The sequence below is a fragment of the Agrococcus sediminis genome (genome assembly GCF_007923295.1).
Taxonomy (GTDB): Bacteria; Actinomycetota; Actinomycetes; order Actinomycetales; family Microbacteriaceae; genus Agrococcus; species Agrococcus sediminis.
Genome location: NZ_VOIR01000013.1, coordinates 92,843 through 106,527, shown reverse-complemented (window position 1 = coordinate 106,527; position 13,685 = coordinate 92,843). Strand labels below are relative to the sequence as shown.

At 72.8% G+C, this 13,685-nt stretch carries 13 protein-coding genes; 7 read left to right on the top strand and 6 right to left on the bottom strand.

Annotated elements, in window-relative coordinates:
* The first annotated feature begins 9 nt into the window (after positions 1–9).
* The 7 genes from whiA (at position 10) to FQ330_RS06355 (ending at position 5,536) form a co-directional block, all read left to right on the top strand.
* Positions 10–990 (top strand): DNA-binding protein WhiA, encoded by a 981-nt coding sequence (gene whiA / locus FQ330_RS06385; protein WP_146356128.1) that lies wholly within the window; start codon positions 10–12, stop codon positions 988–990.
* 94 nt (positions 991–1,084) lie between these two features.
* Positions 1,085–1,708, top strand: coding sequence for a superoxide dismutase (locus tag FQ330_RS06380; protein ID WP_146356126.1), 624 nt, complete (start codon positions 1,085–1,087; stop codon positions 1,706–1,708).
* Positions 1,709–1,791: 83 nt separating this feature from the next.
* Positions 1,792–2,799, top strand: coding sequence for a type I glyceraldehyde-3-phosphate dehydrogenase (gap, locus tag FQ330_RS06375; protein WP_146356124.1), 1,008 nt, complete (start codon positions 1,792–1,794; stop codon positions 2,797–2,799).
* Between the two features lie 5 nt (positions 2,800–2,804).
* The gene (locus tag FQ330_RS06370; RefSeq protein ID WP_146356122.1) at positions 2,805–4,016 is read left to right on the top strand and encodes a phosphoglycerate kinase; all 1,212 of its coding nucleotides are present in this window, start codon (positions 2,805–2,807) and stop codon (positions 4,014–4,016) included.
* An 8-nt stretch (positions 4,017–4,024) separates the two neighbouring features.
* Positions 4,025–4,819 (top strand): triose-phosphate isomerase, encoded by a 795-nt coding sequence (tpiA, locus tag FQ330_RS06365; protein WP_146356120.1) that lies wholly within the window; start codon positions 4,025–4,027, stop codon positions 4,817–4,819.
* Between the two features lie 112 nt (positions 4,820–4,931).
* Positions 4,932–5,180, top strand: coding sequence for a preprotein translocase subunit SecG (secG, locus tag FQ330_RS06360; protein WP_128189698.1), 249 nt, complete (start codon positions 4,932–4,934; stop codon positions 5,178–5,180).
* Positions 5,180–5,536: an RNA polymerase-binding protein RbpA gene (locus tag FQ330_RS06355; RefSeq protein ID WP_128189680.1), complete on the top strand. Its 357-nt coding sequence runs from the start codon at positions 5,180–5,182 to the stop codon at positions 5,534–5,536. The genes secG and FQ330_RS06355 overlap by 1 nt, the downstream gene beginning before the upstream one ends.
* A 16-nt stretch (positions 5,537–5,552) precedes the next feature.
* Here the strand turns inward: FQ330_RS06355 and pgl are convergent, their stop codons facing one another.
* From pgl to tkt, 6 genes are all read right to left on the bottom strand, one after another.
* Positions 5,553–6,263 (bottom strand): 6-phosphogluconolactonase, encoded by a 711-nt coding sequence (gene pgl, locus FQ330_RS06350; protein ID WP_146356118.1) that lies wholly within the window; start codon positions 6,261–6,263, stop codon positions 5,553–5,555.
* Complete coding sequence (locus FQ330_RS06345) at positions 6,260–7,198, bottom strand: glucose-6-phosphate dehydrogenase assembly protein OpcA (protein WP_225792722.1); 939 nt, start codon at positions 7,196–7,198, stop codon at positions 6,260–6,262. The genes pgl and FQ330_RS06345 overlap by 4 nt, the downstream gene beginning before the upstream one ends.
* The gene (gene zwf, locus FQ330_RS13540) at positions 7,195–8,739 is read right to left on the bottom strand and encodes a glucose-6-phosphate dehydrogenase (RefSeq protein WP_225792743.1); all 1,545 of its coding nucleotides are present in this window, start codon (positions 8,737–8,739) and stop codon (positions 7,195–7,197) included. The genes FQ330_RS06345 and zwf overlap by 4 nt, the downstream gene beginning before the upstream one ends.
* 71 nt (positions 8,740–8,810) lie before the next feature.
* Positions 8,811–10,406 carry a glucose-6-phosphate isomerase gene (locus FQ330_RS13535; RefSeq protein WP_146356114.1) on the bottom strand — a complete coding sequence of 532 codons (1,596 nt, stop codon included), beginning with the start codon at positions 10,404–10,406 and terminating at the stop codon, positions 8,811–8,813.
* Complete coding sequence (gene tal / locus FQ330_RS06330) at positions 10,403–11,518, bottom strand: transaldolase (RefSeq protein ID WP_146356112.1); 1,116 nt, start codon at positions 11,516–11,518, stop codon at positions 10,403–10,405. Before tal ends, FQ330_RS13535 begins: the two co-directional genes overlap by 4 nt.
* 20 nt (positions 11,519–11,538) lie before the next feature.
* Positions 11,539–13,653: a transketolase gene (tkt, locus tag FQ330_RS06325; protein WP_146356110.1), complete on the bottom strand. Its 2,115-nt coding sequence runs from the start codon at positions 13,651–13,653 to the stop codon at positions 11,539–11,541.
* Positions 13,654–13,685 lie beyond the last annotated feature (32 nt).

Below are 13,685 nucleotides of genomic sequence, written 5' to 3'. Positions count from 1 at the left end.
GGAGCAGGCGTGGCATTGACCGACGACGTCAAGGAGGAGCTCGCGCGGGTGCGCGTGACGCGACCCCAGACGAAGGCGGCAGAGGTCGCGACCCTCCTGCGCTTCGCCGGCGGCCTGCACGTGATCTCGAACCGCGTCGCGGTCGAGAGCGAGCTCGACTCCGCCGCCGCCGCCGCGAGGCTCGCGCGCAGCATCCTCGAGCTCTACGGCGTGAAGGCCGAGATCGCCCGCATCTCGTCCTCCTCGTCGAGCCGCTCGAGCGGCGCCTACCTCGTGCGGGTCATCGCCGAGGGCGAGACCCTCGCGCGGCAGACGGGGCTGATGGATGCGCGGCGCAAGCCCGTCCGCGGCCTGCCCAACAAGGTCACCACGGGCTCGCTCGAGGACCTCGCGGGCGTCTGGCGCGGCGCCTTCCTCGCCCAGGGCACGCTCTCCGACCCGGGGCGCTCCGCGGCGCTCGAGGTGGCCTGCCCGGGCAACGAGGCGGCGATGGCGCTCGTCGGCGCCGCCGGCCGGCTCGGCGTGCCCGCGAAGTCGCGCGAGGTGCGCGGCACGCACCGCGTCGTCATCCGCGAGGGCGAGCCGATCTCGCGCATGCTCACCACCATGGGCGCCCACGAGACCGTGCAGGCGTGGGCCGAGCTGCGGCAGCGGCGCGAGGTGCGCGCCACCGCCAACCGGCTCGTGAACTTCGACGACGCCAACCTGCGCCGGAGCGCGCAGGCGGCCGTCGCGGCGTGCGCGCGGATCGAGCGCGCGCTCGAGATCCTCGGCCCCGACGTGCCCGAGCACCTCGCCTACGCCGGCAGGCTGCGCGTCGAGCACCGCGACGCGAGCCTCGACGAGCTCGGCCACCTCGCCACCCCGACGATGACGAAGGACGCCGTGGCGGGCCGCATCCGACGCCTGCTCGCGATGGCCGACCGCGCCGCGCAGGACCGCGGCATCCCCGACACCGAGGCCGCCGTGCCGGAGGACATCGACGTGTGACGCCCGGCATCCGCGCTCCTGACTCGTGCAGGGGCCGTGGATAGGATCGAGATCGACCAATCGGCGCGCGACGCGCGCAAGAGAGGAGAGCCCCATGGCCGTCTACACCCTTCCCGATCTGCCCTACGACTACGCGGCACTCGAGCCCCACATCTCCGCGAAGATCATGGAGCTCCACCACGACAAGCACCACAAGGCGTACGTCGACGGCGCGAACACCGCGCTCGAGAAGCTGCAGGCCGCGCGCGACGCGGACGACCTGACGAACGTCAACAAGCTCGAGAAGGACCTCGCGTTCAACCTCGGCGGGCACACGAACCACACCGTGTTCTGGAACAACCTCTCCGGCGACGGCGGCGGCGAGCCCGAGGGCGAGCTGCGGGCCGCGATCGGCGAGTTCTTCGGCGACTTCTCGAAGTTCCAGGCGCACTTCACCGCGAACGCCACGGGCATCCAGGGCTCCGGCTGGTCGGTGCTCGCGTGGGACTCGATCGCCTCGCGCCTCAACGTCTTCCAGCTCTTCGACCAGCAGGGCAACGTGCCGGTCGGCGCGCACCCGATCCTCATGCTCGACATGTGGGAGCACGCCTTCTACCTCGACTACCTCAACGTCAAGGCCGACTACGTCAAGGCGTTCTGGAACATCGTCAACTGGCAGGACGCCCAGGCCCGGTTCGACGCCGCCAAGGCGCAGACCGCGGGACTCATCGTCCGCTGACCCGAAACGTCACCATGTGACCGGGGCCCCGGGCACGTCGCCCGGGGCCTCTTCTCCACCCCGACAGTCAGGAAACCCATCCCATGACTCTGAAGGTCGCCATCAACGGCTTCGGCCGGATCGGCCGCAACTTCGTCCGTGCAGCGCTTGCCCAGGGCGCTGACATCGACGTCGTCGCGGTCAACGATCTGACCGACAACAAGACCCTCGCCCACCTGCTGAAGTACGACTCGGTCTCCGGGCCGATCGACGCGCCGGTGAGCTTCGACGAGAGCCACATCCGCGTCGGCGACGACGACTTCCGCGCCTTCGCCGAGAAGGACCCGTCGAAGCTGCCCTGGGGCGAGCTCGACGTCGACGTCGTCATCGAGTCGACCGGCCGCTTCACGAAGGTCGAGGAGGCCTCCGCGCACCTGACGGCCGGCGCGAAGAAGGTCATCCTCTCCGCTCCCGCGAAGGGCCCCGCGCCCACGTTCGTGATGGGCGTCAACCACGAGCAGTACGACCCCGAGAACGACCACGTCATCTCGAACGCGTCGTGCACGACGAACTGCCTCGCGCCGCTCGCGAAGGTCTTCCACGAGTCCTTCGGCATCGAGCGCGGCCTCATGACGACGGTGCACGCCTACACGGCCGACCAGAATCTGCAGGACGGCCCGCACAGCGACCTGCGCCGCGCCCGCGCCGCAGCGCTCTCGATCATCCCGACCTCGACCGGCGCCGCGAAGGCCATCGGCCTCGTGCTGCCGGAGCTCAACGGCCTGCTCGACGGCTACGCGCTGCGCGTGCCGACGCCGACCGGCTCGATCACCGACCTGACGGTGCAGACCCGCGACGGCCTCACCGTCGACGAGATCAACGCCGCCTACAAGGCCGCCGCCGAGTCGGGCCCGCTCAAGGGCTACCTGCAGTACACCGAGGACGAGATCGTCTCGAGCGACATCGTCGGCAACCCGTTCTCGTCGATCTTCGACTCCGGCCTCACCAAGGTGATGGGCGACCAGGTCAAGATCTCGTCGTGGTACGACAACGAGTGGGGCTACTCCTGCCGCCTCGTCGACCTCGCCGAGCACGTGGGCTCGAAGCTCTGATCCGCATGGCGATCCGCACGCTCGACACCCTCGGCGACCTCGCCGGCAGGACCGTCCTCATCCGGTGCGACTTCAACGTGCCGCTGCAGGACGGCGAGATCACCGACGAGGGGCGCATCGTCGCATCGCTGCCGACCCTCCGCACCCTGCTCGAGCAGGGCGCGAGGGTCGTGGCGATCTCGCACCTCGGCCGCCCGAAGGGCGCGCCGGAGGCGAAGTACTCGCTCGCGCCGGTGGCGCGGCGGCTGGAGGAGCTGCTCGGCTCGCCGGTCGCCTTCGCCGCCGACACGGTGGGCGAGGATGCGCAGCGCGTGCGGATCGCCCTGCAGGACGGGCAGCTCGCGCTGCTCGAGAACCTGCGCTTCGACCCGCGGGAGACCAGCGAGGACGCCGCCGAGCGCGCGGCCCTCGCCGCCGAGCTCGCGACCGGGGCCGACGCGTTCGTCTCCGACGGCTTCGGCGTCGTGCATCGCGAGCAGGCGAGCGTCTTCGAGCTCGCCCAGGCGCTCCCCAGCGCCGCCGGCCTGCTCGTCGAGCGCGAGCTCGACGTGCTCTCGCGCCTGACCGAGTCGCCCGAGCGGCCGTACGCGGTCGTGCTCGGCGGCTCGAAGGTGAGCGACAAGCTCGGCGTCATCGAGCACCTGCTGCCGCGCGTCGACCGCCTGCTCATCGGCGGCGGGATGCTCTTCACGTTCCTCGCCGCGCAGGGCCACGGCGTCGCCGCGAGCCTCCTCGAGGAGGAGCAGCTCGAGCGCGTGCGCGGCTACATCGCGCAGGCCGAGGAGCTGGGGGTCGAGCTGCTGCTGCCGACCGACGTCGTCGTCGCCGAGTCCTTCGCCGCCGACGCGGCGCACGAGACCGTCGCGTCCGACGCGATCGAGCAGTCCCGCTTCGGTGCCTCGGGCATCGGGCTCGACATCGGGCCCGACTCCGCCGCGGCGTTCGCCGACGCCATCCGCGGTGCGCGCACCGTCTTCTGGAACGGCCCGATGGGCGTGTTCGAGATGGAGGCGTTCGCTGCCGGCACGAAGGCCGTCGCCCAGGCGCTCACCGAGGTGGACGGCCTCGCGGTCGTCGGCGGCGGCGACTCCGCCGCCGCGGTGCGCCAGCTCGGCTTCGCCGACGACGACTTCGGGCACATCTCCACCGGCGGCGGCGCGAGCCTCGAGTTCCTCGAGGGCGCCCGGCTGCCGGGCCTGGAAGCACTGGGCTGGTGACGAGAGGAATGGCCATGACCACGAGCCGCACCCCGCTGATCGCGGGCAACTGGAAGATGCACCAGGACCACCTGCAGGCGATCGCGCTCGTGCAGAAGCTCGCCTGGACGCTGCAGGACGCGAAGCACGACCACGCGGCGGTCGAGGTGGCGGTCTTCCCGCCCTTCACCGGCCTGCGCAGCGTGCAGACGCTCATCTCGGCCGAGCGCTTCGAGCTGCGGCACGGCGCCCAGGACGTCTCGGAGCACGACGCGGGCGCCCACACGGGCGAGGTGTCCGCCGCGATGCTCGCGAAGCTCGACTGCGCCTACGCGATCGTCGGCCACTCCGAGCGCCGCCAGGACCACGGCGAGACCGACGCGATCGTCGGCCGCAAGGCCGCCGCGGCGCTCCGCCACGGCGTCACGCCAGTGATCTGCGTCGGCGAGACGGCCGAGGACCTCGAGCAGCACGGCGCGTCGGCGGTGCCCGTGCAGCAGCTGCGCGACGTGCTCGCCGAGCTGCCCGCGGCCGGCGAGATCGTCGTCGCGTACGAGCCCGTCTGGGCGATCGGCTCGGGCCAGGCGGCCACGGCCGACCAGGCGCAGCAGGTGTGCCAGGCGCTGCGCCAGACGCTCGCCGAGGTGCGCGGCGACGAGGCGGCGGCGGCGACCCGCATCCTCTACGGCGGCAGCGTGAAGTCGGGCAACATCGCCGGCTTCATGCGCGAGCCCGACATCGACGGCGCGCTCGTCGGCGGGGCGAGCCTCGACGCGGCGGAGTTCGCGGCCATCAGCCGCTTCCAGCACCACGTCGGCACCTGAGCCGCCGCCGCGGCACCCGGCCGCCGGGAATCCCTGCGGTAGGATGCTCGTTGGACTTCCCGTGGCCTGCGCCACGGCATCGACCTCGGTCGAGGATTCGGAAAGAGGGCTAGTGGAGATTCTCCAGATCATCATGCAGGTGATCCTCGGCATCACGTCTGTGCTGCTGACGCTGTTCATCCTGCTGCACAAGGGCCGCGGAGGCGGCCTGTCCGACATGTTCGGTGGCGGCGTCGGCTCGTCGCTCGGCTCGTCGGGCGTCGCGGAGCGCAACCTCAACACCATCACCGTCGTGGTCAGCCTCGCCTGGCTCGCGTCGATCGTGGTGCTCGGCCTCATCACCAAGATCGCGGGCATCTGATGGCCTCCGGTGGCAGCGCGATCCGCGGCTCGCGCGTCGGTGCGGGCCCCATGGGCGAGCAGGACCGCGGCTTCCACGCCGAGCGCGTGGCGGTCTCGTACTGGGACGCGATGGGCAACGAGACGGTCCGCTACTTCGCGGCCGACCTCCCCGAGGACGAGATCCCCGAGGTGATCGACTCGCCGTCGACGGGCCTGCCCGCCGGCCGCGACAAGGAGCACCCGCCGCAGCTCTCGAAGAACGAGCCGTACAAGACGCACCTCGCCTACGTGAAGGAGCGCCGCACGCCCGAGGAGGCCGTGCAGCTGCTCGACGAGGCGCTGCAGAAGCTGCGCTCCGCGGAGGGCCGCGGCTGACCCGCGACCGACCCGCCTAGCGGCCGTCCTGCTCCAGCAGGGCGGCCGCTTCGTCGTCGAGCAGCCAGAGCGTCTCGACCCGGCCGTGCGCCGCGGCCGCCGGAGCGGCGTCGGGCGAGGCGCCCGAGCGTGCGAGCGCGACCGCCTCGGCCTTGTCGGCGCCGGCGACGACGAGCCAGACGCGATCGGATGCGCCGATCGCGCCGACCGTGAAGCTCAGCCGCTCGGGCGGGGGCTTGGGGGAGTCGCGCACCGCGATCACGCCGGTGCCCGGCTGCGCCACGCCCGGCAGGCCGGGGAAGAGCGACGCCACATGCGCATCCGGGCCCATGCCCAGCAGCGTCAGGTCGACGGTGCCGAGCTCGGCCAGCATCGCCGTCGCGGCCGCGGCGGCCTCGTCGAGGGACGCGGAGCCCGCCGCGGGCAGCTCGTGCACGTTGCCCGCGGGGATCGGCACGCGGTCGAGCAGCGCCTCGCGCGCCTGCCGCGCGTTGCGGTCGGGGGAGTCGGCGGCGACGAACCGCTCGTCGCTCCACGTCACGTGCACGCGCGACCAGTCGACCTCGCAGTCGACGAGCGCCGCGAGCAGCTCGATGCCGACGCTGCCGCCGGTGAGCGCGACGGTCGCGCGCCCCCGGGCCTCGACGAGCTCGGCCAGGAGCGCGACGAGGCGGTCGGCGGTGGCCGCGACGAGCGCGGCGCGGCCCTCGTGCACGACGAGGCTCATGCCGCGTGCTCCAGCGTCGACAGCAGCACCTGGCGGTACATGTCGTCGGGCGCGAGCTTGCGCAGCTCCTCCGCGAGCTGGTCCTCGAGCCCGCGGGTCGAGAGCGCGACGTGGTGCTCGGGCTGCCCGGGCTGGCGCAGCACGCCCACCGAGTCGCGCAGGCGCGTGAGGGACGAGTCGCCGCTGTCGCGCTGCAGCTCGACCGCGTGCAGGCCGCTCGAGCCGGTGGGGGTCTCGCCCGCCTCGACCTTCTCGATCGGCACGCCGAGGCGCAGGTGCAGCCACGCGGCCATGAGGTGCACGCTCGGGTTGTCGAGGTCGCCCGAGACGCGGCCGCCGTGCACCGGCTCGAAGGGCGGCTGGTCGAGCAGCGCCGCGAGGTGCGCGCGCCAGTTCGTCAGCCGCGTCCACGCGAGGTCGGTGTCGCCGGGCGTGTAGCAGCCGGCGAGCGACAGGATCGCCGCGTGCGGGTCCGCCTGCCTGCCGGAGTCGGTGATGCGGCGCTGCGAGATCTGGCCGAGCTGCGCCGCGGAGGGCGTCTCGGGCATGAAGCTCGGCCACCAGGCGACGACGGGCGCGTCGGGCAGCAGCAGGCCCTGCACGATGCCGAGCAGGTGCGAGCCGAGCTCGCCGTAGCACTGCAGCAGCACGACCTCGCTCGCGCCGGCGTCGGCGCCCACGCGCAGCTCGGCGTCGAGGCGCGGCTCCTCGCCGGCATTGACGTGGTCGGGGTTCCGCGAGACGACGATGACGCGCATCGGGTGCTCGCGGGAGGCGGCGTTGGCGGCGCGGATCGCCTCCTCCTCGCCGCCGATCTGCGTGTGGATGACGAGCGTCAGCACCCGCCCGAGCGCGACCACGCCGCCCTCGTCGCGGATCTCGAGCATCCGTCGCTGCACCTCCGCGGTGTTCGTGCGGGAGAGTCGGATGATCACGGTCGCCTCCAGTGCCGTCCGTCGCGCGCGAGGAGCTCGTGCGCGCTGCGCGGGCCCCACGAGCCCGGCTGGTACTGCTCCACGGGGCCGCCCTGCGCCTCCCAGTGCTCCTCGATCGGGTCGAGGATCTTCCAGGAGAGCTCGACCTCCTCGTGGCGGGGGAACAGGGGCGGGTCGCCGAGCAGCACGTCGAGGATGAGCCGCTCGTACGCCTCGGGGCTCTCCTCGGTGAACGCGTGCCCGTAGCCGAAGTCCATCGTCACGTCGCGCACGTGCATGCCGGGACCGGGCACCTTCGAGCCGAAGCGCATCGAGACGCCCTCGTCCGGCTGCACGCGGATGACGAGCGCGTTCTCGCTCATCGTGCGCATGTCGGATGCGTCGAAGAGGTACTGCGAGGCGCGCTTGAAGACGATCGCGATCTCGGTGACGCGGCGGCCGAGCCGCTTGCCGGCGCGCAGGTAGAAGGGCACGCCCGCCCAGCGGCGCGTGTCGACCTCGAGCCGCACGGCCGCATAGGTCTCGGTGCCGGAGTCGGGGCGCATGCCCTCCTCCTCGAGGAAGCCCTTCACGAGCGCCCCGCCGTGCCAGCCGGCGGCGTACTGGCCGCGTGCGGTCGACTCGTCGAGGGGGAGCGGCACGCGCGCGGCGCGCAGCACCTTCTCTTTCTCGACCCGCAGGTCGGCGACGTCGAACGAGACCGGCTCCTCCATGGCGGTGAGCGCGAACAGCTGGAGCAGGTGGTTCTGGATGACGTCGCGCGCGGCGCCGATGCCGTCGTAGTAGCCGGCGCGGCCGCCGACGCCGATGTCCTCGGCCATCGTGATCTGCACGTGGTCGATGTGGTTGGCGTTCCAGATCGGCTCCCACAGCGCGTTGGCGAAGCGCAGCGCGAGGATGTTCTGCACCGTCTCCTTGCCGAGGTAGTGGTCGATGCGGAAGACGCTGTCGGGCGGGAACACCGACTCGACGACGGCGTTCAGCTCGCGCGCGGAGGCGAGGTCGTGCCCGAAGGGCTTCTCGATGACGACGCGGCGCCAGCGGTCGCCGTCGTCCTCGGCGAGGCCGGAGCGCTTCAGCTGCTGCGTGACGAGCGGGAAGGCGTTCGGCGGGATCGAGAGGTAGAAGGCGTGGTTGCCCATGGTGCCGCGCGTGCGGTCGAGCTCGTCGAGCACCTCGGCGAGGCGGTCGAAGGCCGCGTCGTCGTCGAAGTCGCCCTGCACGAAGCGGATGCCCTCGGAGAGCTGGCGCCAGACCGACTCCCGGAACGCGGTGCGCGCGTGCTGCTGCACGGCCTCGCGGACGACGTCGGCGAACTGCTCGTGCGTCCAGTCGCGGCGGCCGAACCCCACGAGCCCGAAGCCGGGCGGCAGCAGGCCGCGGTTGGCGAGGTCGTAGACGGCGGGCAGCAGCTTCTTCCGCGCGAGGTCGCCGGTCACGCCGAAGAACGTCATCGCGTTCGGCCCGGGGATGCGCGTGAGGCGCTGGTCGGACGGGTCGCGCAGCGGGTTGGCGCCGGGACCGATCGGCACCGGCTGCACCGCGCCGCCTGCGCCGCCTGCCGGGCCGACGCCGGTCGGGGCCACGGGCGCGGCCCCGACCTCGGTGTCCGTCATCGACCCGCCAGGGCGAGGAGCCGGTCGAGCCCCTCGTCGAGGTCGCTGAGCGTGAGCGAGAGCACGGGCCGGCCGTGCTCGGCGAGCACGCTCGCGTCGCCGGAGGCCTGCGCCTGCAGCAGCTGGCCGAACGTGAAGGGCCTGCCGGGGATGTCGAGGTCCTCGTGCGGCTGGCCGAGCAGCTGCAGGAAGACGCCGTTCGGCGTGCCGCCCTTGTGGTACTGGCCGGTCGAGTGCAGGAAGCGCGGCCCCCACCCGAAGGTGACCGGGCGCCCCGTGCGCGCCGCCAGGGCAGCGCGGAGCCGCTCGAAGCGCGGCTGGCCGATGCGGTCGAGGTACGCGTGCACCGCGACGTAGCCGCCCTCGCCGAGCTGCGCGAGCAGCGCGTCGACGGATGCCTCGAGGGAGTCGCGCACGACGCCCGCGGTGCCGCGCACCTCGATGCCCGCGTCGACGACGTCGGCGGGGCGCTGCGGCTCGAGCGCGTCGAGCAGGCCGCGGGCGGCGACCTTCGCCGACTCGACGTCGGGCTGGTCGAAGGGGTTGATGCCGAGCAGGCGCCCGGCGACCGCGGTCGCGAACTCCCACACGAGCAGCTGCGCGCCGAGCGTGCCGGCGACCTCGACCTCGCCGTGCTCCACGTGGCTCGCCTCGCGGGCGGAGCCGACGAGGCGCACGACCTGGAGGTCGGGCAGGTCGGCCGAGAGCTCGGGTGCCGACTTCTCGAGCACGACGGGCAGGATGCCCACGCCGTCCTTGCCGGTCGACTCGGCGATGAGCTGCTCGGCCCAGTCGCCGAGGCCCACGATGTGCGTGCCGTCGGCGACGATGCCGAGCTTGTCGCGCAGCGGCCGGGTGCCCGCGATCGCTGCCGCGAGCATCAGGCCGGGGTTGTCGTCGGCGTCCTCGCTGATCTCGGGCAGGGCCGCCACGGCCTCGTCGAGCAGCTCGCGCACGTCGACGCCCGCGAGCCCCGACGGCACGATGCCGAAGGCCGTGAGCGCCGAGTAGCGGCCGCCGACATTCGGGTCGGCGTTGAAGACCCGGTAGCCGGCGCGCCGCGCGTCCTGGTCGAGCGGGGAGCCGGGGTCGGTGACCACGATGATGCGCTCGGTCGGGTCGATCCCGGCGTCGCGGTACGCGGCCTCGAACGCCCGCCGCTGGCTGTCGGTCTCGAGCGTCGAGCCCGACTTCGACGACACGACGAGCGCGGTGCGCTGCAGGCCGTCGCGGAGCGCGCGGCGCACCTGGCCGGGCTCCGTGGAGTCGAGCACGGTGAGGTTGACGCCCGCGGTGCGCGTGATGACCTCCGGCGCGAGCGACGAGCCGCCCATGCCGGCGAGCGCGATGCGGTCGACGCCGTGCTGGCGCAGCTGCTTGCGGAGCGCCTCGATGTCGTCGACGAGCCCGCGCGTCGACGCGGCGGCCTCGACCCATCCGAGCCGGATCGACGCCTCGGGCTCGGCGGCCTCGCCCCAGAGCGTGGCGTCGCCCGAGACGAGGCGGCCGGCCACGCCGTCGACGACGAGCTGCGGCACGATGCGCTCGATGGCCTCGAGCGCGGCGCCGGAGGCGGTGATCGTGAAGGTCATCGCCCCGCTCCCGCCTGGTCGAGGTGGCCCTGCACGGTCTGGACGAGCTCGGCCCACGAGGCGTCGAACTTCTCGAGCCCCTCGGTCTCGAGCAGCTCGACGACCTCGACGTACGAGACGCCGACCCGCTCGAGCTCGTCGAGCAGCGCGCTCGACTCGTCGGCGCGGCCCGTCACGGTGTCGCCCGTGATCGTGCCGTGGTCGGCGAGCGCCTCGAGCGTCTTCTCGGGCATGGTGTTCACCGTCTGCGGGGCGACGAGCTCGGTCACGTAGAGCGTGTCGGGCAGCGACGGGTCCTTGACGCCCGTCGAGGCCCACAGCGGCCGCTGCGTGTTGGCGCCCGCCTCGAGCAGCGTGAGCGCGCGCTCGGTCGCGAACGTCTCCTGCCACGCGCGGTAGGCGAGGCGCGCGTTGGCGAGGCCCGCCTTGCCCTTGAGCGCGGCGGCCTCCTCGGTGCCGATCGCGTCGAGGCGCTTGTCGATCTCGGTGTCGACGCGCGAGACGAAGAACGACGCGACCGAGTGGATCCTCGACAGGTCGTGGCCCGCCTGCTGGGCGCGCTCGAGGCCCGTGAGGTAGGCGTTCATGACGTCGCGGTAGCGGTCGAGCGAGAAGATCAGCGTGACGTTGACGCTGATGCCCGCGCCGATCGTCGCGGCGATCGCCTCGAGGCCCTCGCGGGTCGCCGGGATCTTGATGAGCACGTTCTCGCGCCCGACCCGCTCGTGGAGCTGCTTCGCCTGGGCGATCGTGCCCTCGGTGTCGCGGGCGAGCCCGGGCTCCACCTCGATCGACACGCGGCCGTCGCGGCCGCCCGTCGCCTCGTAGACGGGGGCGAACAGGTCGCACGCGTCGGCCACGTCCTTCGTGGTGAGCACCGTGATGACCTCGTCGACGCCGGCGCCAAGGCCGGCCTGCTCGACGACCGCGGCCTCGTAGCTGTCGCCGGCGGCGATCGCGTTGGCGAAGATCGTCGGGTTGGTCGTGACGCCGACGACGTTGCGCTCCTCGATGAGCGCCGCGAGCGAGCCGCTCGTGAGCCGCTCGCTCGAGAGGTCGTCGAGCCAGATGCTGACGCCAGCGTCGCTGAGCGCCCTGGTGTTCTCGTTCATGGGTGTGCCTCCTCGCCCGCTCAGCGGGCTGCGTCGATGGATGCGCGAGCGGCCTCGACCACGGCCTCCGCCGTGAAGCCGAACTCGCGGAACAGGGTCTGCCAGTCGGCGCTCGCGCCGAAGTGGTCGATCGCGACCGTGCGGCCGGCGTCGCCGACGATGCCGTGCCACGTGAGGGCGGAGCCGGCCTCGACCGACACCCGGGCGCGCACCGCGGACGGCAGCACCGACTCGCGGTACTCGGCCGACTGCTCGGCGAACCACTCGAGCGACGGCGCGGCGACGACCCGGGCGGGCACGCCGTCGGCCTGCAGCTGCTCGCGCGCGGCGAGCGCGAGCTGCACCTCGGAGCCGGTCGCGATGAGCAGCACCTGCGGCTCGCCGCCGGTCGCCTCGGCGAGCACGTACGCGCCCTTCGCGACGTTCGACGCGTGGGCGAGCGTGTCGCCCTCTGCCGCACCGTCACCGCGCTCGAGCACGGGCAGGTTCTGGCGCGTGAGCGCGATGCCGACCGGGCGGTCGCGGCGCTCGAGGATCGTCTTCCACGCCCACGCGGTCTCGTTCGCGTCGGAGGGGCGCACGACCTCGAAGCCGGGGATCGCGCGGAGCGTCGCGAGCTGCTCGATCGGCTGGTGCGTCGGGCCGTCCTCGCCGAGCGCCACCGAGTCGTGCGTCCAGACGTGGATGGGGTGCACGCCCATGAGCGCGGCCAGGCGCAGCGCCGGGCGCTGGTAGTCGCTGAAGATGAGGAAGGTGCCGCCGTAGGGCCGGGTCGGGCCGTGCAGCACGATGCCGTTCAGGATCGACGCCATGGCGTGCTCGCGGATGCCGAAGTGCATCGTGCGGCCGCTCGCGGAGGCGTTGGGCCACGCGTCGGTCGCGTGCTGCGCCGGCGCGAACGAGCCCTTGCCCTCGAGCGTGGTGTTGTTCGACTCGGCGAGGTCGGCCGAGCCGCCCCAGAGCTCGGGGATCACGTCGGCGAGCGCGTTCAGCACCTTGCCGGACGCGGCCCGGGTCGACACCTCGGTGCCGGCCTCGAACACGGGGAGGGCCTCCTCGACGCCGTCGGGCAGCGCGCCCGAGAGCAGCCGGTCGAGCAGCGCCTTGCGCTCGGGGTTCGTGCTCGCCCACGCGTCGAAACGCTCCTGCCACGCGCCGCGCGCCGCGGCGGCGCGCTCCGCGGCGTTGCCGCGCGTGTACTCGATGACCGCGTCGTCGACCTGGAACGACTGCTCGGGGTCGAAGCCGAGCACCTCCTTGACGGCCGCGACCTCCTCGGCGCCGAGCTTGGAGCCGTGGATCTTGCCCGTGCCCTGCTTCTTCGGGGCCGGCCAGCCGATGATCGTCTTCAGGATGATGAGGCTGGGCTTGGCGGTCTCGCCCTGCGCCTCGAGGATCGCCGCATGCAGCGCCTCGACGTCCTCGACGTACTCGGCCGAGGTGGGGTCGTCGCCCTGGCGCCACGAGACCTCGAGCACCTGCCAGCCATAGGCCTCGTAGCGGCCCTTGACGTCCTCGGTGAAGGCGATGTCGACGTCGTCCTCGATCGAGATGGCGTTGGAGTCGTAGATCGCGATCAGGCGGCCGAGCTGGTGGTGGCCCGCGAGCGAGCCGGCCTCGCTCGTGACGCCCTCCTGCAGGTCGCCGTCGCCGGCGATCACAAAGGTGTAGTGGTCGAACGGGCTCTCGCCCTCGGGCGAGCCCGGGTCGAGCAGCTCGCGCTCGAAGCGCTGCGCGTAGGCGAAGCCCACGGCCGAGGCGAGGCCCTGGCCGAGCGGGCCGGTGGTGATCTCGACGCCCTTCGTGTGCCCGTACTCGGGGTGGCCGGGCGTGAGGGAGCCCCACGTGCGCAGCGACTCGATGTCGTGCTTCTCGAGGCCCGAGCCCGTCAGGTAGAGCTGGATGTACTGCGTCAGCGACGAGTGGCCGACGGAGAGGATGAAGCGGTCGCGGCCGAGCCAGCGCTCGTCCGCCGGGTCGCGGTCCATGACCTTCTGGAAGAGCAGGTGCGCGACGGGCGCGAGGCTCATCGCCGTGCCGGGGTGGCCGTTGCCGACCTTCTCGACGGCGTCAGCCGCGAGCACTCGAGCCGTGTCCACGGCCTGCTGGTCGGTGGGGGTCCATGCGAATGCCAATGAGGCTCCTTGTTCGGGCGGCGCGGAGCCGC

What these genes read in the sequence shown, in the direction of transcription:
- FQ330_RS06380 (WP_146356126.1), top strand. Translation starts at nt 1,085, where the DNA reads ATGGCCGTCTACACCCTTCCCGATCTGCCCTACGACTACGCGGCACTC.
- gap (WP_146356124.1), top strand. Translation starts at nt 1,792, where the DNA reads ATGACTCTGAAGGTCGCCATCAACGGCTTCGGCCGGATCGGCCGCAAC.
- FQ330_RS06370 (WP_146356122.1), top strand. Translation starts at nt 2,805, where the DNA reads ATGGCGATCCGCACGCTCGACACCCTCGGCGACCTCGCCGGCAGGACC.
- tpiA (WP_146356120.1), top strand. Translation starts at nt 4,025, where the DNA reads ATGGCCATGACCACGAGCCGCACCCCGCTGATCGCGGGCAACTGGAAG.
- FQ330_RS06355 (WP_128189680.1), top strand. Translation starts at nt 5,180, where the DNA reads ATGGCCTCCGGTGGCAGCGCGATCCGCGGCTCGCGCGTCGGTGCGGGC.
- pgl (WP_146356118.1), bottom strand. Translation starts at nt 6,263, where the DNA reads ATGAGCCTCGTCGTGCACGAGGGCCGCGCCGCGCTCGTCGCGGCCACC.
- FQ330_RS13535 (WP_146356114.1), bottom strand. Translation starts at nt 10,406, where the DNA reads ATGACCTTCACGATCACCGCCTCCGGCGCCGCGCTCGAGGCCATCGAG.
- tal (WP_146356112.1), bottom strand. Translation starts at nt 11,518, where the DNA reads ATGAACGAGAACACCAGGGCGCTCAGCGACGCTGGCGTCAGCATCTGG.